This window comes from Kosakonia oryzendophytica (genome assembly GCF_900094925.1).
GTDB classification, from domain to species: domain Bacteria; phylum Pseudomonadota; class Gammaproteobacteria; order Enterobacterales; family Enterobacteriaceae; genus Kosakonia; species Kosakonia oryzendophytica.
In genome coordinates, this window is record NZ_FMAY01000001.1 from 615349 (window position 1) to 636282 (window position 20934).

13 protein-coding genes are annotated in these 20934 nt (G+C 55.5%); 4 read left to right on the plus strand and 9 right to left on the minus strand.

Translation table 11 applies throughout. The features are described from left to right. Positions 1–7 precede the first annotated feature (7 nt). The 7 genes from hisS to GA0061071_RS02925 form a co-directional block, all read right to left on the minus strand. On the minus strand, positions 8–1282 hold the full coding sequence (gene hisS, locus GA0061071_RS02895; RefSeq protein ID WP_088238210.1) for a histidine--tRNA ligase: 1275 nt from the start codon (positions 1280–1282) through the stop codon (positions 8–10). 95 nt (positions 1283–1377) lie between these two features. After that, positions 1378–2496 (minus strand): flavodoxin-dependent (E)-4-hydroxy-3-methylbut-2-enyl-diphosphate synthase, encoded by a 1119-nt coding sequence (gene ispG / locus GA0061071_RS02900; protein ID WP_061493719.1) that lies wholly within the window; start codon positions 2494–2496, stop codon positions 1378–1380. A 26-nt stretch (positions 2497–2522) separates the two neighbouring features. Continuing rightward, entirely contained in the window at positions 2523–3515 is a 993-nt protein-coding gene (rodZ, locus tag GA0061071_RS02905) for a cytoskeleton protein RodZ (protein ID WP_088238211.1), read from the minus strand. A 291-nt stretch (positions 3516–3806) separates the two neighbouring features. After that, positions 3807–4973: a dual-specificity RNA methyltransferase RlmN gene (rlmN, locus tag GA0061071_RS02910; protein WP_061493717.1), complete on the minus strand. Its 1167-nt coding sequence runs from the start codon at positions 4971–4973 to the stop codon at positions 3807–3809. A 182-nt stretch (positions 4974–5155) separates the two neighbouring features. Next, positions 5156–5587, minus strand: coding sequence for a nucleoside-diphosphate kinase (ndk, locus tag GA0061071_RS02915; RefSeq protein WP_088238212.1), 432 nt, complete (start codon positions 5585–5587; stop codon positions 5156–5158). Positions 5588–5748: 161 nt separating this feature from the next. Then, positions 5749–8055 carry a peptidoglycan glycosyltransferase PbpC gene (gene pbpC / locus GA0061071_RS02920; RefSeq protein ID WP_420843374.1) on the minus strand — a complete coding sequence of 769 codons (2307 nt, stop codon included), beginning with the start codon at positions 8053–8055 and terminating at the stop codon, positions 5749–5751. A gap of 19 nt (positions 8056–8074) precedes the next feature. Then, positions 8075–13030 carry an alpha-2-macroglobulin family protein gene (locus tag GA0061071_RS02925; RefSeq protein WP_088238214.1) on the minus strand — a complete coding sequence of 1652 codons (4956 nt, stop codon included), beginning with the start codon at positions 13028–13030 and terminating at the stop codon, positions 8075–8077. A gap of 282 nt (positions 13031–13312) precedes the next feature. Here GA0061071_RS02925 and GA0061071_RS02930 point away from each other — a divergent pair, with 282 nt between their 5' ends. From GA0061071_RS02930 to GA0061071_RS02945, 4 genes are all read left to right on the plus strand, one after another. After that, positions 13313–14857, plus strand: a complete 1545-nt coding sequence (locus tag GA0061071_RS02930; RefSeq protein ID WP_088238215.1) for a PTS transporter subunit EIIC — start codon at positions 13313–13315, stop codon at positions 14855–14857. Between the two features lie 12 nt (positions 14858–14869). Continuing rightward, positions 14870–16237 carry a 6-phospho-alpha-glucosidase gene (locus GA0061071_RS02935; protein ID WP_088238216.1) on the plus strand — a complete coding sequence of 456 codons (1368 nt, stop codon included), beginning with the start codon at positions 14870–14872 and terminating at the stop codon, positions 16235–16237. A 91-nt stretch (positions 16238–16328) separates the two neighbouring features. Beyond that, positions 16329–17171, plus strand: coding sequence for a 3-mercaptopyruvate sulfurtransferase (gene sseA / locus GA0061071_RS02940; RefSeq protein WP_061493711.1), 843 nt, complete (start codon positions 16329–16331; stop codon positions 17169–17171). Continuing rightward, positions 17172–17942, plus strand: coding sequence for a MurR/RpiR family transcriptional regulator (locus GA0061071_RS02945; protein ID WP_088238217.1), 771 nt, complete (start codon positions 17172–17174; stop codon positions 17940–17942). It begins immediately after the preceding gene. A 29-nt stretch (positions 17943–17971) separates the two neighbouring features. On the opposite strand, the gene GA0061071_RS02950 is transcribed toward GA0061071_RS02945, so the two are convergent. Both GA0061071_RS02950 and sseB read right to left on the minus strand, forming a co-directional pair. After that, positions 17972–19960 carry a M48 family metallopeptidase gene (locus GA0061071_RS02950; RefSeq protein WP_088238246.1) on the minus strand — a complete coding sequence of 663 codons (1989 nt, stop codon included), beginning with the start codon at positions 19958–19960 and terminating at the stop codon, positions 17972–17974. Positions 19961–20118: 158 nt separating this feature from the next. Then, positions 20119–20895, minus strand: coding sequence for an enhanced serine sensitivity protein SseB (sseB, locus tag GA0061071_RS02955; RefSeq protein WP_061493709.1), 777 nt, complete (start codon positions 20893–20895; stop codon positions 20119–20121). Positions 20896–20934 lie beyond the last annotated feature (39 nt).

Genomic DNA, 20934 nt, shown 5'->3' on the forward strand with positions numbered 1-20934 from the left:
GGGGAGATTAGCCCAGTAGTGTGCGCAAATGCGCCGCAACGCTGTCCTGCGTTACCGTACTCTGCTCACCAGAGCGTAAATCCTTCACCACAACATTACCGTCGGTGATTTCAGATTCGCCGAGCACCAGTGCGACGCGAGCGCCCCACTTGTCTGCACGGGCAAACTGTTTTTTGAAATTGCCGCCGCCGTGGTTCATCATCAGCCGTACGCCAGGTAACGCATCACGCACCTGCTCACCCAACTGCATCGCAGCGGATTGCGTATTGGCGCCAGACGCCACCAGGTATATATCGACAACGGATTCTGCTTTAAATTCCGGATTAACTGCCTGAACTAACAAAACAAGTCGTTCAAGACCCATCGCGAAGCCCACCGCCGGTGTGGCGCGACCACCCAATTGTTCAACCAGACCGTCGTAACGACCGCCAGCACACACGGTGCCCTGCGCGCCCAGACTGGTGGTGACCCACTCAAATACAGTGCGGTTGTAGTAGTCCAGACCGCGCACCAGGCGCTGGTTAACGGTATAGGCAATGCCTGCCGCATCCAGGAATGCACAAAGCCCAGCGAAGTGTTCGCGGGACTCGTCATCCAGGTAATCACCCAGTTTCGGCGCATCGTTCAACAGCGTCTGGATGTCCTGATTTTTGGTGTCCAGCACGCGCAGCGGGTTGGTGTACATGCGACGCAGGCAATCTTCGTCCAGCTTATCTTTATGCTGTTCGAGGAACGCCACCAGCGCATCGCGGTAGGTCGCACGCGCTTCAAGTGAACCGATGGAGTTAAGTTCAAGCGCAACATGGGAAGCAATACCCAGCTCACGCCACCAGCGGGCGGTCAGCATAATCAGCTCGGCGTCGATATCCGGCCCCTGCAGGCCAAACACTTCAACACCCAACTGATGGAACTGGCGGTAGCGTCCTTTTTGTGGCTTCTCGTAGCGGAACATGGGCCCGACATACCACAAGCGTTGTTCCTGATTGTACAGAAGACCATGCTCGATGCCGGCGCGTACACAGCCCGCCGTACCTTCTGGACGCAGCGTCAGACTTAACTCATTGCGATCGTCAAAGGTGTACATCTCTTTTTCAACCACGTCGGTCACTTCACCGATCGCGCGTTTAAATAACGAGGTCTGCTCTACAATCGGCAAACGGATTTCACTGTAACCGTAGCTGCCGAGCACGTTTTTTAAGGTGCCTTCAATGCGCTGCCAGATGGCGGTCTCGCCAGGCAGATAATCGTTCATGCCGCGAATGGCTTGAATATTCTTTGCCACGTTTCTTCTCTTTATGAATACAAAAAATGAACCCTCAGGGCCGGAGCGCCTGGCGGGTTCATCATACACGGGAAGCCAGCCGCTTCCCAGTCACGTTATTTTTCTACCTGTTGCACGTCGATGCGGCGCGCTTCATCCAGAATCGACGCTTTGGCGCGAATGCGGGCTTCAAGCTGGCTGATCATATCGCTGTTATCAAGGCGATCTTTGCGCACGCCATCTTCATACAGGCCGCTTTTCTTATTGCCACCTGTCACGCCCAGTGTAGAGACCAGCGCCTCACCCGGACCGTTCACCACGCAGCCAATAATGGAAACGTCCATGGGCGTGATGATATCTTCCAGACGTTGCTCCAGCGCATTAACCGTACCGATAACATCGAACTCCTGACGGGAACACGTCGGGCAGGCGATAAAGTTGATACCACGGGAGCGGATGCGCAGGGATTTCAGGATATCGAAACCGACTTTGATCTCTTCCACCGGATCGGCGGCCAGCGAAATACGCAGCGTATCGCCAATCCCTTCGGAGAGCAGCAGGCCGAGGCCAATCGCCGACTTCACCGCACCCGCGCGTGCGCCGCCAGCTTCGGTGATACCCAGATGCAGCGGTTGGTCGATCTGCTTCGCCAGCAGGCGATAAGACTCAACGGCGAGGAACACATCAGAGGCTTTGACGCTGACTTTGAACTGATCAAAGTTCAGGCGATCGAGATGATCCACATGGCGCATGGCAGATTCGAGCAGCGCCTGCGGCGTCGGTTCGCCATATTTTTCCTGAAGATCTTTTTCCAGCGATCCGGCGTTCACGCCGATGCGGATAGGAATGTTTTTGTCACGCGCGCAATCAACAACGGTGCGAATACGTTCTTCGTTGCCGATGTTGCCCGGGTTGATACGCAGGCAATCCACTCCGTATTCCGCCACTTTCAGCGCAATGCGGTAGTCAAAATGAATGTCCGCCACCAGCGGAACGCTCACCTGCTGTTTGATCAGTTTAAACGCTTCCGCTGCGTCCATCGTCGGGACGGAAACGCGGACGATATCCGCGCCGACACGCTCAAGGGCTTTGATTTGGTTAACCGTGGCTTCAACATCCGTGGTGCGGGTGTTTGTCATTGACTGCACGGCGATAGGCGCGCCATCGCCGATTGGCACATTACCAACGTAAATCCGTTTCGATTTCCGACGCTGAATCGGAGCCTGGTTATGCATGAAAAATCTCCCGCGTTGCCCGTCTGTTACTGTACTGCTGATTGTTCGGCATTGAGGGTCAGACGCGCAACCTGGTTAGTTCTGATAAAACGACTCAGATCGACAGGTTTACCCTGATACTGGATCTGGACTGCTGACGGTGCGCCGATTTTCAGTTTATACGGTGCCTGGCCCGCCAGATTCAACGTTGCATCTTTACGCTGCATGCCGCTGAACAGTTTTTTGCCAGTTGCATCGCTCACTTCCAGCCAGCAGTCGGCGTTAAAGGTCATCGCCAGACCATTGCTGTTGGCTGCCGCTCCAGCAACGCCTGCCTGATCGGTCGGCAGTTGCCCGTTGTTCGCCATTGCCGCAGGCGCAGAATCAACGTTAGCCTGAGACGGCGGTACCACTGTGTTCTGGTTAGCGGTGTTTGCCAGGGCTTGCTGTGCAACCGCCGGAGCCTGAGCCGTTGTGGTCGGCGCAGGCTGCTCAACTGACGTCGAGGAGTTATCTACCGGGGCGGAAGAGGAGTCGGTATTCAGTGGAACACTCTGTTCGTTGCTGTTGTTAGCATTGAGTTCAGCAGAGGATTGATCGGCCATGGTGCTGATCTCTTCCTGTTGCGCTTTATGGTTCTGCCACCACCAGGCGCCGGTCAGGCCTACCACCACAAACAGCACCAGCCAGGTGAAACTCATCAGCCAGCCGTCGCGTTTTTTACGCGGCTTGCCTAAAGCGAACGTCTGCATCGGAGCCACTTTCGCGGCTCTGACCGGCGCTTGCTTCTCAATCATTGGCAGTAATTCTTCTTCGGGAATATGCACCAACCGGGCATAAGAGCGGATATAACCACGCACAAAGGTAGAAGCCAGGTCAGCGGGTGACCTGTCTTCTTCGATATCGCGTACCGTGGAAACCTTCAGGCACAAGCGCTCTGCAACCGCTTGCTGGCTGAGTCCAAGTTGTTCACGGGCGCTGCGCAGACGTACGCCAGTGGTTTGTGCTTCGTTTTGGTCGTGAGTGGCTTCAGTATTCATTCGCTACAACTACTGGTACGTGAAATTAAACATTCAGGCGCGCGTGACCGCAATGCCTACACGCGCCGCGAAAAAACCGGGTCAATTAAGCCTGGACCCCTAGTATAAGACTGTCAGGCTTTGCATAACAGAACAGCTTTCAGCACTTTTTGCTAAGCCGTTGTTCCATCACTACATACTGCCTCAAAGTCAGGAGAAACGCACCGTAATTATTAATGGCCTGCATACGTACAGGCCAAATATTCGTCATTTTTAGAAAATGCAGCACATTCTTCGTGCTGCGTTTTCGCATTACAGTGACTTCACCGCAATCGGTTCGCCCTGCATACGCTTACGAAGGGTGCGTTTGGTACGGTCGATCACATCGCCCGCAAGCTGACCACAGGCAGCATCGATATCATCGCCACGCGTTTTACGTACAATTGTAGTAAAACCATAGCTCATCAGCACCTTACAGAAGCGATCAATACGGCTGTTGGAGCTGCGGCCATACGGTGCGCCCGGGAACGGGTTCCAGGGGATCAGGTTGATCTTGCACGGTGTATCTTTCAGCAACTCCGCCAGTTGGTGCGCATGCTCAGTGCCGTCATTCACATGATCCAGCATAACGTATTCAATGGTCACGCGACCCTGGTTGGCGTTGGATTTTTCCAGGTAGCGACGCACCGCCGCGAGGAAGGTTTCGATATTGTACTTTTTGTTGATCGGTACAATTTCGTCACGAATTTCATCGTTCGGTGCATGCAGAGAAATCGCCAGTGCGACGTCAATCATGTCACCCAGTTTATCCAGCGCCGGAACCACACCCGAGGTGGACAGCGTTACGCGGCGTTTGGACAGACCAAAACCAAAGTCATCCAGCATGATTTCCATCGCCGGAACGACGTTGGTCAGGTTCAGCAGCGGCTCACCCATGCCCATCATCACCACGTTGGTGATAGGACGGTTGCCGGTCACCTTCGCCGCACCGATAATTTTCGCGGCGCGCCATACCTGACCGATGATTTCTGACACCCGCAGGTTGCGGTTAAAGCCCTGCTGCGCGGTTGAGCAGAATTTACACTCCAGCGCACAACCGACCTGTGAAGAGACGCATAAGGTCGCGCGATCATCTTCCGGGATATAGACGGTTTCAACGCGCTGATCGCCTACCGCGATCGCCCATTTGATGGTGCCGTCGGAAGAGCGTTGCTCTTCAACAACTTCCGGCGCGCGGATCTCAGCGACTTCTTTTAACTTGCCGCGCAGAACTTTGTTGATGTCGGTCATTTCATCAAAGTCATCGCTGCAATAGTGATACATCCACTTCATGACCTGATCGGCACGGAAGGGTTTCTCACCTAAGTTTTTGAAAAACTCGCGCATCTGCTGACGGTTTAAATCCAGCAGGTTAATTTTTGCATCTTTATTAGGGATCGTGAGAGCGTCGTTCTCAGGTATGACAATTTGTTCAGACATAATTTATTCCGGCCTCGTTATTACACGTTATGGCCCCTGGAGGGTTAAAAAGAAGCGCCCCAGGTAAGCGTCTGCTCATCCTGGGGCGCAGCATTGTACAAATTCTGACGCACAGATACCACGTTTGCACGCGGCATTTCACAAATTAAAGTGTAAAACTCGTTACACAGTTTAACGGGTGATTAGCGAGTGCGCGGGCACACTTCGCCTTCAGCGAAGAAGTAAGCAATTTCGCGAGCCGCGGATTCAAGGGAATCCGAGCCGTGGGTGCCGTTTTCAGTGAAGCTGTCAGCGTAGTCAGCACGCAGCGTGCCCGCCAGCGCGTTCGCCGGGTTGGTTGCGCCCAGCAGATCACGGTGACGCTGTACTGCGCTTTCGCCTTCCAGAACAGAGACCACAATCGGACCGGAAGTCATGAACTCAACCAGACCGTCAAAGAACGGGCGACCTTCGTGCTCAGCGTAAAAACCGCGAGCCTGTTCAACGGTCAGGTGCAGCATTTTGGTGCCGACGATTTTAAATCCTGCCGCTTCAAAGCGAGAGAAGATGCTGCCAATAACGTTTTTTGCCACCGCGTTTGGTTTGATGATGGAAAAAGTACGTTCAATAGCCATGATTACCTCTGTAAGTTGTTCTGTTGTCGTACATACACATGAGTATGACCTGGCGCGGATTATAAAGAGCAACGTGAGCGTTGCCTATGGATTAAGGTAACATTTTTTTAAAATAAGACGAGCTTTAGCAACACCCTTCACTAAACTCACCATTTAACAGGTTATTGCACAGTAAACTGCACCGCAGCGACCTGCCCCGCGTCATCCATCACCAATAACTGATACTCGCCGGTTTTATCAAGTTTCAGGCTAAATAAATTCTCGTGCGGCGACAGGGGTTCACCATTCAGAAACCACCAGCGGCCACCTTCCCCGCCGCTGCTTTGCACTGGCAACAGCACAAAAGATTGCCCCGGAATACGCTTAATCACCGCGCCCTCACGCACGCCACTGAGTAACAGGGGAGGCGGCGCGTTATCATTACGCGGCGGGCAGTGCTTATCTGCAGGGGGTAAACGCGCCGCCCGCCGTTCTCCTGGCGGTAGCCAGGGTTCAAGCGGCAGTGGCCAGACAATCCATGTTTTCTGTTGCGCATCCGGGCAGTCCGCCGCAACGCGTCGGCCTTCGCGGTTTAACCACAGCGGAAAATTGATGCCGTGCATCCCTTCCTGCTCTGGCATCAGCAACGTGGGGGGCTGACTGTCCTCCAGCAACCAGGTTGCCAGACGGCGACGACAATTACTGTCTCCCTCCGGCAAACTTTGCCCGCCAGGCCAGCAAATCATTCCCTGACTGACGGATTGCGGACGCGGATCGCGCGGTAATTTCCCCTGCTCAAGCGCCGAACGCGCCTGCAGCAGGTTGTTCACCTGGTTAAGCAGCGGTACGGCGCTGGCAAAACCGAACTGCCCGGCGACCGGCGTACCATCTGGCCTGCCGGTCCAGATCCCAATCACGTAGCGGGCATTCACACCGATAGCCCAGGCATCACGGTAGCCATAACTGGTGCCTGTCTTCCAGGCCAGCGGCGCGACCTGCGGCAATACGGCGTCCGGCATCGGTTGCGCTTCCCCGGCCAGAATACGACGAATGATCCACGCCGCTCCCGCCGACATTAACCGTCGTTCCACCAACGGTGCATCCGGCGTCAGGCGCAGTTGCCCGGCTTTACCACCGCGGGCAAAGGTACTGTAAGCGGCGGCAATATCTTCCAGACGCGCCCCTGCGCCCCCCAGGATCAGCGACAGATTGGGCTCAGCCCCGGTCGGTAAGCTCAGCGGCAATCCGGCATTACGCAAATTACCGGCAAACTTTTTCGGCCCGTAAGCTTCCAGCACCTGTACTGCCGGTAAATTCAGCGAACGCACCAACGCCTCGCTCATGCTGACAGGGCCGTGAAAACCACTGTCAAAATTGCCGGGCCGATAATCCCCGACCCGTCGCGGTACATCCTGCAGTAACGACGCCGGGTGAATTAATCCTTCATCCAGCGCCATACCATAGATAAACGGCTTCAGCACCGATCCGGGCGAGCGCACCGCGCTGACCATATCCACATGGCTGAAGCGACTGTCATCATTGATGTCTACCGAGCCAACCCAGCCGCGCACCTTCATATCAGTATGATCAACGACGATCATCGCCAGCGAACTGCGCAGCGGCAGACGCGTTTTGACGCTCAGCGCCAGCTCTTCAAGCTGCCGTTGCAGCGTGGCGTCCAGCGTCGTGGTGATTTTCAACGCCCGGCTTTCGCCAAGCATACGTCTGGCAAACAGCGGTGCCAGTTGCGGCATTTGCCGGGGTGCCAGCCAGACCGGTTCCTGCCGCGACTCTTTCACCTGCACCTCTGGCCATACTTGTTGTGACGCCATGCGTTCAAGCACTTTGTCACGCGCCGCCTGCGCCCGTTCTGGCCAGCGGTCAGGACGCAGACGGCTTGGCGCTTGCGGCAGAACAGCCAGCAGCGCAGCTTCGGCATAACTGAGTTTTGCGGGGGGTTTGCCAAGGTAAGCCCAGCTTGCCGCGCCCACGCCTTGCAACGTACCGCCAAAGGGTGCGCGGTTCAGGTAGAGCGTGAGAATGTCGCGTTTGGAAAGGTGCCACTCCAGTTGCAGCGCGCGCCAGAGCTGGCGTACCTTGCCGCCGAAAGTCCGTGGATGAGGATCAAGCAGACGGGCAATCTGCATCGTCAATGTACTGCCGCCCGACACCACGCGCCCGGAACTGAGATCCTGCCAGGCGGCACGGAGAATGGAAAACGGGTTAACGCCGGGATGATCCCAGAACCAGCGATCTTCATACTGGATCAGCGCCTGCAAATAACGCGGCGAAACCTCTTCAATGGTCACCGGATAACGCCAGATGCCGTCAGCATCGGCAAAACGCCATAGCGGCGTGCCATCTTCTGCCACCACCACACGCGCGGGATCCACCTCGCTGAGCGGCAGCGGCCAGATTTTATCCGCAGCGATCACCGCCAGCACCAATAACAGGGGCGCCCCCACCAGCCAGCGCCAGCGGGTGCGCATCAGATGCACGATCTTCACGTTACGGCACGATAGTCAGCGAGCCGCTGGTCGCGCCTGTCGCCCGCCACTGCGGTACGTACATGGATTCCACCTGCGGCGCAGGAATCTGGTAATGGCCCGGCGTCACTGCCCGCGCCAGATAGACCAGCGTAACGGGTTGACCTTCGCTTACCGGAACTGCCGCCACAAAGCGATCGTCGCGGAACTCCATATGCTGGATATCCGCCTGCTGCATACGGTTTAGCAGTTCCTGCACTTCACTTCCGCTATCCTGCAAGCTGGCGCTGCTGCTGGCCAGATTCTGGTTTTCCAGCTCCAGACCGGCAGGCAGTAAATCCACCACCAGCGCATCCGGTACATTCTGGCTGGCGCTCACTTCCAGCCATACCAGCACCAAATCGCCGCTTTTCAGCGATGAAAGAGATTTGCTACGGCCATCAGTGCCAAGAATGTTGCGCTCAATGCGCAGCACATTGGCGGAAGGCGTCGGCGCATGATCCGGGTAACCGGCACTGTCCAGGCGTAACCACAACGGGGTTGAACCGCTGTTGGTGACCTGCAATGAAGCCAGCTGATCGGCAGCCAGGTTACGGCTCTGCGCATTCTCGCCACCCAGTGCAGCGGCATCGATAGAGGTTTGCGCCTGCCAGCTACCGGAGGCGTTTTGCAGATTACGCCCGGCTAAAAACAACGCGTTACTCTCCTGAGTCGACAACCAGCGCTGACCGTACGCTTGTTCAGACAAGGTTGTCAGCAGACGCGTTTGCACTTGCGGCAGCAGGTTGTTGTCCTGCAACAGCGCCAGCATCAGCGCGTTATCGCGCAGATCGCTGCCGTAATCCGCCAGCCAGCGGTTGTTCTGCACCCGTGACGTTTTCAGCGCCAGGTTGATGGCCTGTTCACTGCGTTGCGCATCACCCATCAGTTTTAATGCCACACCCAGTTGCATCAACGGCAGCGCTGCTTTGGCCTGCTCATGGCGCTGCCAGACTTCACGCAGCGCACCCAGCGGGGCTTTTTGCTGACGTGCCAGCACCAGCGCTGCATAGCTTTGTACGGCAAATTTGGTGGCAGGAAGATCGTCGCTGTAGCGGATTGCCATCGTCGCCGGATCCTGCAGGTAGCGCAGCAAGCGGTTGTTGGCGTTATTCAGCGCATTTGTCGGTACGCTGTAGCCCTGGGCGGAGGCGCTGACCAGGAAGTCAGTAACGTAGGCGGTTAACCAGTACTCTTCTGAACCGCTTTTATCCCACAGCGAGAAACCGCCGTCGTCACGCTGCATTTGCAACAGCCGCGAGATACCCAGATCCACCGCAGCACGGCGCTGCTCGTCACTCTCGCCTTTAATGCCCAGCGCTTTAAGCTGTGCGGCGTTGGTGTAGAGCGACGGGAACAGGCCGCTGGCGGTTTGCTCCAGGCACCCGTACGGGTAGGCTTTCAGCTCCTGAATATAGCGCGCAAGGTTCAACGGTGGTTTGCCGCTAAACAGCACGCGACCTTGCAGCGTTGCCGGGGACATTCCGGCAAGGTGCTGCGCTGGGGCATGCCAGCTCTCACCGGGATTCAACATCGCGCCGCTGTTAACGGTCTGCGCAGCAAATGCCGGACGTACGCCAAGTTTCCACTGTTTCTGCTGTGGCGCAAACGTTTCGCCTGGTAGCATCAGCCCGCTAATTTGCGCGCTGATCTCACCCTCGCCAAAACCGTCCAGCGCACGCACCGGAATAAACAACGTCTTACGCTGCCCGGCAACCAGTTTTACCGGTTCAGGCTGACCACTCTCCAGCGTCAGCAATCCACTTGCTGCCAGTGCCACATTCAGGGTTTGCGGCTGATCGGTAAGGTTAGTGACATCCAGCGTCAAGCGGGAAGTGTCGCCGCTACCGAGGAAACGCGGCATATTCATGTCGGCAATCACAGGAGCCGCAACAATCACTTTGCCTTCGCTGCTACCAAAGTCTTCCGCCGTCCAGGCTTGTGCCATCACGCGCAACTCACCGTTGAAATCACCAATTGGCAACGTCACCGTGCCTTCACCGTGCTCATCCAGTGTAACGGGCTGTGCTTGCTGGGCAATAATGGTGACATGGTTGACCGGCGGTTTACCGCCACGGTTCATTTCGTCGCCGTCGCCACCAAAACGCAGTGCAGCAAGACGCCCCTGCCCTTCAATGACCTGGCCGTAGATATCGTAAATATCCGCACCGTAGCGTTTCTGGCCGAAGAAGCCCTGCCACGGATCTGGCGTCACGTAATCCGTAATGTTAAGCACACCGCTGTCTACTGCGGAAAGCAACACATTGATCTGTTTAGGTGTGTCGCCATTTTTCACTGCCGCCTTCACTTTCACCGTTAACGGCTGGTTCGGGCGCATTTTTTGCGGGGTATTCAGCGTGACATCAAGACGGCGGTTTTCATCTCCCATCGGCAGATGCAGCAGACCGACCGCGCGTTTCGGCGTCGCGGACTTCGACTTGTCACCGGGGCGAACCACCAGTGTGCTGATATAAAGATCGTGGCGCTGCCATTTCTGATCGATAGGAATAGAGAGATCGAGGCCGTCTGCCGGCACATCAATTTCCTGCCACCACAGCGGGCCTTCAGCCGACTCGATCATTGCATAGCCTTTGCCCGCAGCAGGCGCAGTAACGTGCAACTTGACGGTATCGCCCGGTTTGTAGGCCGGTTTATCCAGTTTCAGGGTGACGCGATCCGGACGAATGGCGCCCGCACCGTCGCTGTTATCCTGCCAGCTGTAACCGGCCCAGAAACGCACGCTGCTGATGGTATCGTCCGGCCCTTTCACCTCCAGACGATAAGCGCCCCACTCCACCGGGAAGGTCACTTTACCGGTTTCATTCGCCGCCAGGTTGAGGCTCTGCTCACCTTCAACCAAATCTTTTTGATTGAACTGCGACTGCCAACCCTCACTTTCTGACCAGTTCCAGAAATAATCGCGGCGTTCGCGGATCAACCGTACCTGCAAATCACTGACTGCTTTTTTGTTACCTTCGGCATCCGCATAGACGATGTCGAACGCGGCGTTACTGTCTTCGTCAACGATGGGCTGGTTGACGGTGGTATCGGTGCGATAGTCATAGACCGCTTTTGACGCAAACTGCGGGCGGATACCCGGCAGCGCCTGTGCAGGCCAGATGGCTTGCTGTGCGCGGCGTGTAACCGGGCGACCGCCCGACTCCAGCAGACTGGCCTGTAAAATAACGTCTAACGGCGAATGACTCTCCTGCCACTGGCTTGCGGTGGTGACTTCTCCCTGCCCGTTGTCATCCAGCGTCAGGTGGACTTCATCCAGACTACGACTGAGGTTTTCTTCTGCGATGTCGCCAAACTGGAACCCCGGCAACGCCTGGACAGCTTCGCGCAACGGGCGTAAATAGAGTTGCCCTTGCAACGTGTTGCCGCTCGCTGGCGCACCATAGAGGTAGTGGCCGTTCACGTTAAACACCACGTCATCCGCTGGTGCAATCGGTGATGCCTGCGGGGTGATATTCAGCGCCATGCGCTCCGGCATAAAGTCTTCAACATGGAAGCCCCACTCGCGCGGCTGGTTATCGCCAGTATTGGCGCGGATATGCCACATCCCGGTTTGAGCGCTGGCTTCCAACGGGTAGGTAAAATGATACAGCCCGTTCTGCGGCTGGCTGACCACCGTACGGATCACCTGCCCGTCCGGTTTCACGACTTCCAGTTTCACCGGTTGCGCAGTCAACGGCTTACCGTCGCTGTCGCGCAGCAGTCCGTTGAGGATCACCGTTTCACCCGGACGATAGAGATCGCGTGGGCCAAACATAAAGAACTGTTTGCTGTAGCCCGGTTCGCCGGTAATGGCGAATTCCGCCAGATCCAGTGCCGGTAATTTCAGGTCCAGCAGCGTGGTTTCACCGTCTTTACGCGCCAGGATCAGTGCCGCTTCTTTGTCGGTGGTTAACGTTGCATGACCTTCTTTGTCACTGGTGGCCTGCGCCAGCGTTTGCCCGTTCTCATTGAGCAGCATCACCTCGATACCGGAGAGCGCTGCGCCGTTTTCCAGCCCCTGGGTGAAGATATCCAGACGATTATGGTAACGGTGAGCAGACAGGCCAATATTGCTGAGCGTGAACAGCGTGGCGGCATTGCTGTAGTTGTAATGACCGGCCTGATTCATTACGGCGACATAGACCCCGGTTTGTTGCAACGGCTGAATACTGCTGAGTGGCAACAGTAGCTTCTCACGGGTATTACGCGCCGGGTTGAGGTCAAAACGGCCGGTATACACCAGGTCGGCCATTTTCAGTAACGTGTCCGACTCCCAGTTTGACAGGGCGTTACGGTATTCCCACTGGCTGATAAACGCCGCCAGCGACTCCGGTTTCACGCGGTAGAAATTCACGTCGACGTTATCGACGTTTAGCGCCATCACCGGCAGCCCTTCCACCACTTTTCCCGGCAGCAACGAACCACGGCTGGCGAAGCCGACACTGGGCTGCACATCGCGGGTGGTAATGGCTTTTTCGTAATCAATGCCGAACGTGGCTTTGTTCAGCGCCGTTAGCCCGCGATCCACCGACACCAGCAATTCGCGGTTTGGCTCCAGATGGCGCAGGCGCAGCTCTTTCAGATTCGGCGCCAGTTCCCAGGCACCATCGACTTTGCCGCTCTTTTTGTCTACCAGGTGGACGGTCGAGGCAAAATCCTGATCGGGATTAAGTGGAACGGAGAAGGTCAGCACCAGCGTGGCGGCGCCATCCAGTTGTACTTCAGAGGCATCCAGCAGCGTGAGCGGCTTACCTTCGCTACGCGCGGCAAGCTGTGCCAGTTTCTCTTTACTTTGCGTGGGGGCTGCCTGGCTTTGCTGCGGCGCGGATGCCGCAGCAGGCGAGCTGCTTGCCTGCGGTTTATCGTTGTTATCACAGCCGGCTAACGTAAACGTAGTGAACAGCGCGACGGTCAGCGCCGCAATGCGTAGCGGTTTCATTCTATATCCCTGGCCTATAAAGCCTGTTGAACATTGCCACACATTATTATTCGCAACGATAAGAATTACAAAATGTGTCTTTGGTTCTGGAAAGCGCTTCGCAAAGTCCCGTCACGCTTTTCCGATCACCCTGTTACGCGGATCACAGTGCGAAACGTAACATGTTACGTTTCATGTCATTTGTTTTTAAAACAATAAGATAGATGGAAAAACAACGCGACCTGCTGCTACCGTTAAGCTGTCTGTGCACCTTTGTGCGCGGTTCTAATAAGAGAGAACATTATGTCCAGAGCCGTGAATGCCCTACAAAATTTTGGTAAGTCCCTCTTTGGTCCGGTGCTCATTTTGCCGATTGTCGGCTTATTTATTGCCTGTGGAAATATCTTCGGCAACGGTAACCTGGCCGACTATCTGCCTTTTCTTGGTCACCCCCTTATTCAACAAATCGGTCAGTTAATTGCCAAATCCGCTGTATCGGTGTTGGCGAACCTTGCCCTTGTCTTCGCGGTCGGCATTCCGGTGGGCCTTGCCTCACGGGATAAAGGCTATGCGGCGCTGATTGGTCTGGTGACCTTTATCGTCTTTATTAACGCCATGAATGTCATGCTGCAATTTCAGGGAGTACTGGCACCTGCTGCGCAGATGAAAGCCGCAGGCCAGGGTATGGTGTTAGGCGTACAGGTGCTGGAGATGGGCGTTTTCGCCGGGATCCTCACCGGCGCGCTATCAGGTTATCTGTACGATAAATATTCCGGGGTACAGTTTTCCGGGGCGATGGCAATCTACTCGGGTCACTGCTTCGTCGCCATTATCATGCTGCCGGTTGCGATGATATTAGGTGTGATCATGAGCGAACTGTGGCCTTTCGCCCAGCAGGGTATCAGCGCCCTGGCGATGGCTATCAAAGGTGCGGGGCCATTCGGCGTTGCGGTCTACGGTTTCCTTGAGCGCATCCTGGTGCCGACCGGGCTGCACCATCTGGTGTATACGCCGTTTTTGTACACCGAACTCGGCGGTACGGCGGATATTTGCGGTACAACTTATCAGGGTGCACGTAACATCTACTTTGCCGAAATAGCCTGCCCGAGCGTGACGCAACTCAGCAGCACCGTCGTCTGGGATGCGCGCGGTATCAGCAAAATGTTCGGTTTGCCCGCTGCTGCGCTGGCGATGTATGTGACAGCGAAACCTGAGCGCAAAGCCGCAGCCAAAGCGATCCTGATCCCTGCTGCGCTCACCTCATTTTTAGTCGGTGTCACCGAGCCTATCGAGTTTGCTTTCCTGTTTGTCGCACCGCTGCTGTTTGTGGTGCATGCCGTGCTCACAGGTATCGGCATGATGCTGTTCTCACTGCTTGGCGTTCATGCCATTGGCGCGAACGGCATTATCGATTTTGTGCTCTACAACCTGCCCCTCGGCACCGAAAAGTCCAACTGGCCGATGTACATCCTCGTTGGGCTCATTATGTTCGCCCTCTACTTTTTTATCTTCCGCTTCCTGATAGTGCACTTCGGCATGAAAACGCCAGGCCGTGAAGATGATGAGCAGGAGACTCGTCTCTACAGCAAACAGGAGTATCAGGCAAAAGGCAGCAATGCTGGCGTCGGCGCAGCGATCATCGAAGGTCTGGGCGGGCGCGCCAATATTGACGTGGTGGACAACTGCTACACCCGCCTGCGCGTGACGGTGATCGATGTGGCGGCGATTGATGAACCGCAACTTAAAGCAACCGGCGCAAAAGGTGTTATCAAACAAGGTAATAACGTTCAGGTGGTCTACGGGCTGCATGTTAAAAAAATGCGAGAAGCTGTTGAGATGTTTCTCTGAAGGAGTCCAGAAATGGTTAAACCCCCGTTTATTTTATCCATCGCCGGTGGCGGCAGCACCTATACCCCCGGCATCGTGAAAAGCCTGATGGTCCAACTGGAGGCGTTCCCGCTGGCGGAAATTCGCCTGTATGACATTGATGAAGCCCGGCAGAGCACCATTGCGCCGGTGGTAGAGAAAGTGATCCGCGACCACAGTCAGAGCATTAAATTTACCGTGACCAGCAATGCCGAAACGGCGCTCAGCGGCGCACATTTTGTTTTTGCTCAGATGCGCGTCGGTCAGTACAAAATGCGCGAACAGGATGAGAAAATCCCCTTGCGCCATGGTGTGGTGGGTCAGGAGACCTGCGGCCCGGGTGGGCTAGCCTACGGGCTACGCACGATTCTGCCGATGGTGGAGCTGATCGATCTGGTGGAGCGTTACGCCGATAAAAAAGCCTGGATCGTCAATTATTCCAACCCGGCAGCCATCGTGGCCGAAGGTGTGCGCCGTCTGCGTCCGAAAGCACGGGTACTGAATATCTGCGATATGCCCGTGGCGGCGATGCGCAATATGGGCGCTATCCTCGGCGTGGATCGCCATAAACTGGAGGTCGATTACTTTGGCCTGAACCACTTTGGCTGGTTTACCCAGGTACGTGTAGATGGTGAGGATCGTCTGCCTGCGTTGCGCGAGCATATTGCCCGTTTTGGTCTGCTGACGGAAGATGCCTCCCAAACGGACCCGCAACATGCCGATCCGTCATGGGTGAAAACCTGGCGCAATATCAAGCCGATCATGGATCACTTTCCGGAATATCTGCCAAACCCCTATTTGCAGTACTACCTGATGCCAAACGAGATCGTTGCCCATCAGGATCCCGACCACACCCGCGCCAATGAAGTGATGGACGGGCGCGAGAAAAAACTGTTTGCCGCCGCCCAGGAGTATAAGCGCAGTGGGATCCTGCCGGATGCTTTTCACGTGGGCGTGCACGGCGCGTTTATTGTTGACGTCGCCTGTTCACTGGCGTTTGACCTGCGCCAGCGCCATCTGGTGATTGTGGAAAACAAAGGCGCGATTGCCAATTTACCCTACGATGCGATGGTCGAAGTGCCAGCCTATATTACCAGCGAAGGCCCGGAGCCAGTGCGTATGGGGGCGGTACCTCTATTTCACCAGACCCTACTGATGCAGCAACTGGCCTCGGAACAACTGCTGGTCGAAGCCACCATTGAGGGCAGCTACGAAAAAGCGTTGCAGGCTTTTACACTGAACAAAACCGTGCCCACCATGCAGCATGCTAAAGCGATCCTTGATGAGATGATCGAAGCCAACCGGGATTACTGGCCTGCACTGCAAAAAGCCTGGGAAAACGGCAAAGCCGTGCAAAAATAACGAGGTTGCTCGCGACATGAGCGAAGGTAACTTGTCGGGTCAGGAAAAAACGTGAACAATTCAGGTTACTGTTGATGACACGGAGGCAACCATGTCTACCTCGTTTTTTGTCGCGGCCGACTGGCTGATAGAACACAGCGATGATCCTGAAATCCAGCTGATTGACGCCCGTATGGCGCCTCCTGGACAGGAGCATCGAGACCTTAAAGCGGAATACCGCGCCGGGCACCTTCCCGGTGCGGTATTTTTTGATATTGAAGCTCTCTCCGATCACACTTCGTCATTACCACATATGCTCATGCGCCCGGAAGCGTTTGCTGTCGCCATGCGCGAACTGGGCATTAGTCAGGATAAGCACCTTGTGGTCTACGACGAAGGCAACCTCTTCTCCGCCCCGCGCGCCTGGTGGATGCTGCGCAATTACGGCGTAGAAAAGGTGTCAATTCTTGCCGGTGGCCTCGCGGGTTGGCAGCGGGATGCCCTGCCGCTGCAAAAAGGCGATGTGGCGTTGCCGGAGTCTGATTTTAATGCCAACTTTGACCCCTCCGTGGTGAAAAAGCTGACAGATGTCCTGTTAGTCAGTCACGAAGGGACAGCGCAGATTGTCGATGCGCGCCCGGCACCGCGTTTTAATGGCGAAATGGACGAGCCCCGTCCAGGGCTGAAGCGCGGGCATATTCCCGGTGCGAAGAATGTGCCGTGGGGGGATCTGGTGGCGGAAGGTGAGCTGAAAACCACCGATGAACTCGCCGCCATTTTCCGCCGCCAGGGCGTGGATTTGCATAAACCAATTATTGCCAGCTGTGGTTCGGGCGTCACTGCATCGGTGGTTATTCTCGCGCTGACAACCCTGGGTGCGGAAAACGTCACGCTGTATGACGGCTCCTGGAGTGAATGGGGCGCACGCGACGATTTACCCGTAGAACCGGCGTAAATGGATAACCGACTTGCGCCATTACTGACGCGCGGGGAGTCACTGACCCGCGCCGAGTACCGCGTCCTGGCGCACCTGACGGAGCATCCGCTGCTGGTGGGCCACATCACCGTGCGACAACTGGCGCAGGCCACGTATGTCTCCACCGCCACCATTATCCGTCTGTGCCAGAAACTGGGCTTCAGCGGCTTTAGCGAGTTTATCTGGCACTGCAAACAGCTTTTATCCGATACACCGCATATTGCGGAGCAACGCAGTGAAGGTGCCGTTGAACTCCCGGCGCTGTTTCAACAGTTCATGGCCAATTATCAGCAGACCTTTCAATGGGTGACAGCAGAAAAGCGCAGCCAGTTCGCCGCGCTGCTGCGCGACAAAGAGAGTTTCTTTCTCTACGGCGCAGGTTTCTCATATTTGTTCGCGGAGTATTTAACCAAGAAGCTGCAGGTCTTGGGCAAGACGGCATTTATCTCCGGCCCGGGCGACAGCCGCAATATCTTTCTCAGCAATGCGTCGCGCTATCAGGTGTTTATCGCCGTATCGCGCAGTGGTGAAACCGAGCAGGTGCTGGATAAAGTGCGGATCGCACACACCGTCGGCATGACGGTCGTCGCGTTTACCCGCGCCTCCGCAAACTCACTCGCTGCACTGGCAGATATCCACTTCGCACTCTACGACGAAGCGGTGCATTTCGCGGCGGAAGCGGCGGGGATCACCTCGTTTGAATCCAACCTGGTATTGTTGATGGATTTGCTGTTGCTGGAGGCAACATAGGGTGCAAAACACCGGGTCTGCCAGTCCGGTTAGAGATCGTTGAGTGTCTGCCGCGCCCAGGTTGCGCCAATGTATTCGCGGATACGCGTATGTAACTCGCCGAGGGTGATGTTTTCTCGCGCCTCGCCCTGTGTCATCCCGCCAGGGATCGTGATGATGACTTTGCGCTTTTGCGTATCAAAAATGAAATTATGCACAAACCGCCCGACAATACATTCCGGCGGCTGATATCCCTCAGTCCAGTACAGCTCGATGCAGTTCTGCCCACGAAACTTGCTGACATGGGTCGCTTCAATCTTCGACAGCGCCAATGGCGCACTGAGCTGATAACTCTCAATCGCTTGCGGGCGCAGAGTCAACAAGGGTTGCCGTACGCGTTGATACATCGCCCAGGCGCCCAGCGCCAAAATTATCGACATCGCTGCCAGGCCGCCCACCACAGTATCAAACTGCAGAAAAGTCAAACCCCACAGCCTGTTCAGGATAAACAGTACGCATGCCGGGAAACCCGCTATCATCGCCAGCGCAATGTAGCCCCACACATTGCCTTTTTTCAGTGACACCACGACGGCATCACTGGCCTGTGCAACCATCTCTTGCAACTGCTCCAGGTAAGCATGATGGTTGGCATTCAGTTCATCGTTGACTTGTGCGGTGAGCGCCCGGCAAAGTGCCGGGAAGTCAGGCAACAGATGCTGCAGCCAGAGATAATCGGCTTCATTGACCTGACGTGAAGCCCGCGTCAGTAACACATTATCTGGCGGCACATTCAACTGCTTAAGGCGCTCGCGCACCGTCGGATGATGATCGGTTGGGTGCGATAACTTCCGTCCCAACGCCACCTCGGCGTTCAACGCCCCAAGTTTATAAAGCCCTGAGTAAAGCGTGTTAACCAGATTGGTGGTGCTCAGTTTGCGGTCTAAAAAACGCTGCATGGGCGCCGCCAACTCAATATCCAGCGTGGTGCAGCGTAGCAGCGATGAGGCCAGCGCCTGAGGCGTGCTGGTGCGTGCGCCAGCGGCATCCGCCGCCAGCTCTCGCATCCGACTCCAGCCACTGACCGTTACATCAAACCGACGATAAAACCAGACGCCAATATGCACCGGGGGAGACAGCGCAATCCGCTCGAACCAGCCACAGAATTTCAGGTTTTGATAAAAATGGTCGAGGCTACTTTTCATGCCGGAATAAAGCCCGGCAAAATGCAGTGTGTATGCGGTGTCCTGGCCGGAAAAATGCCCCAACTCGTGACCTATAACAGCCGCAATTTCGTCTTTATCCAGAAAGGCAGCAAGCGTCACGGGAAAATAGAGTGTGTTACCTGTCAGGCGTTCGCCTTTTTCCAGTTGTACTGGCAACGTCGTAACGTAAAATCCCTGAAACAATCCCACGACAATATTATCCGGCATTATTGCCTGACCACGCTGCGCCAGCTCTCTGACCCACCGCCAGAGTGCGGGTGCATCCTGCTCCGTCATGGCAATGCCAAAAACGTTCCGGTCTTGCGGTTGAATTTTCGCATAGCATCTTTTCAGCAGAAACAGACTACTGAGCACCATAAAAATCAACCAGCCGGTAACCAGTAACAGCACGCCGAACAGCTTAATATTCAGCGGGGTGGTTTGTTTAATCGTTAACAACCACAATAATTCATACAGTAAAACAGACACCAGCGCGAAACCCATTGCCGTCATCAGCGCAGCCATAATCAGCGGCAACATTTTCCGGCAGAGAGTAAAAGCGTGAATTAACTGCCCGGTCGATATTCGGGCTTTGCGTACGCTATAAAGGCTTAATACCACAGCGCAGGTGCTTGCAAACAGTGCGATGACGGAGAGAGTGACGGATAAGCCAGCAACATAGCGACGGGAAAGTGGCATCAGAATGTTGTGCGAAGCGGTGCCCCACTCAATAACAACCCAGGCATCGCTGTCGCTGATTCTGGAATATTGCCAACAGGACCAGATGAATAACAGCAGCGGAATGCCGAAACAATACAGCAGGCTTTTTTTATCCATAAAAATGAACCACAAATCAACGTAGCGTAAACGATAGCACCCGCTTTCCGGCCATGAATGTGTTTATCAGTAAAAAGAAGTCAGGGTGCATAATGAAGAGTAACAATAACCCTTAGCCAGCAAAGAGAATAAGCGGCGCACGCGGCGCCACCTGATCATTAAATAATGCGGTTATTTTTAAAATCGCGCAGGAAGCTGCCCCAGCGGCGCTCATAGAAAGGCGTAATGTGCGCCAGCATAAAATGGCTAATACCTTTCTCGCCTTCGACCACCTGGCAGATATCAATAGGTTCGTCGCCCGGTAAGGTATCCGTCGCTACGCTGCCCGCCGCGTGAATAATCTCTTCGATATCCCCTTCCGCTTCAATACCGATCAACAGGTTCGCCTGCTCCTCTGCGTTCTCTTTGATGGTGCAGATAAAAGCACGTTTAACGGTTTTGATACTTTTAAACAGCGTGGTCAGGGAGTCCACCATCTGCGCTGGCGGTTCCGCCACTTCAGACAGCAACAACGCGCTACCGCCCTCCAGCACTTCCTGCTGGCTTAACGGACTGCCCTCTTTTCCCACTAAGTGGCTGATTTCACGCGGAGTAAACTCTTTACCGGTAGACAGTTTGGCGTTGAGGAACAAGGTTTCCCCCAGCGTCATCTCAAAGAGAGTGCGGGCGGGCATCACCACAAACGCTTGTTCATCGTCAACGGCCTGTTGCAATGCGCCCAGTGAGGTAAAGAACGGGATCACCGAGGTTCCGTCATCTTTTTCCCAGTGCTGCAGATCCAGCGCGCTATCGTCTGCAATCGCGTCACCTTCCGCAGCGCTTCCCGGTACCCACACGGTGGAGTCCAGTAGTGTGCGGAAAAACGCCGGACGATAAGCCGGTTCGGTCGCCGCCTGCGCCAGCAGGGTTTCTAATTCGTTTTTGGTTTCCGACATACAAATTCCGAAAAATTAACCCTCCCCCGGCCCCTCTCC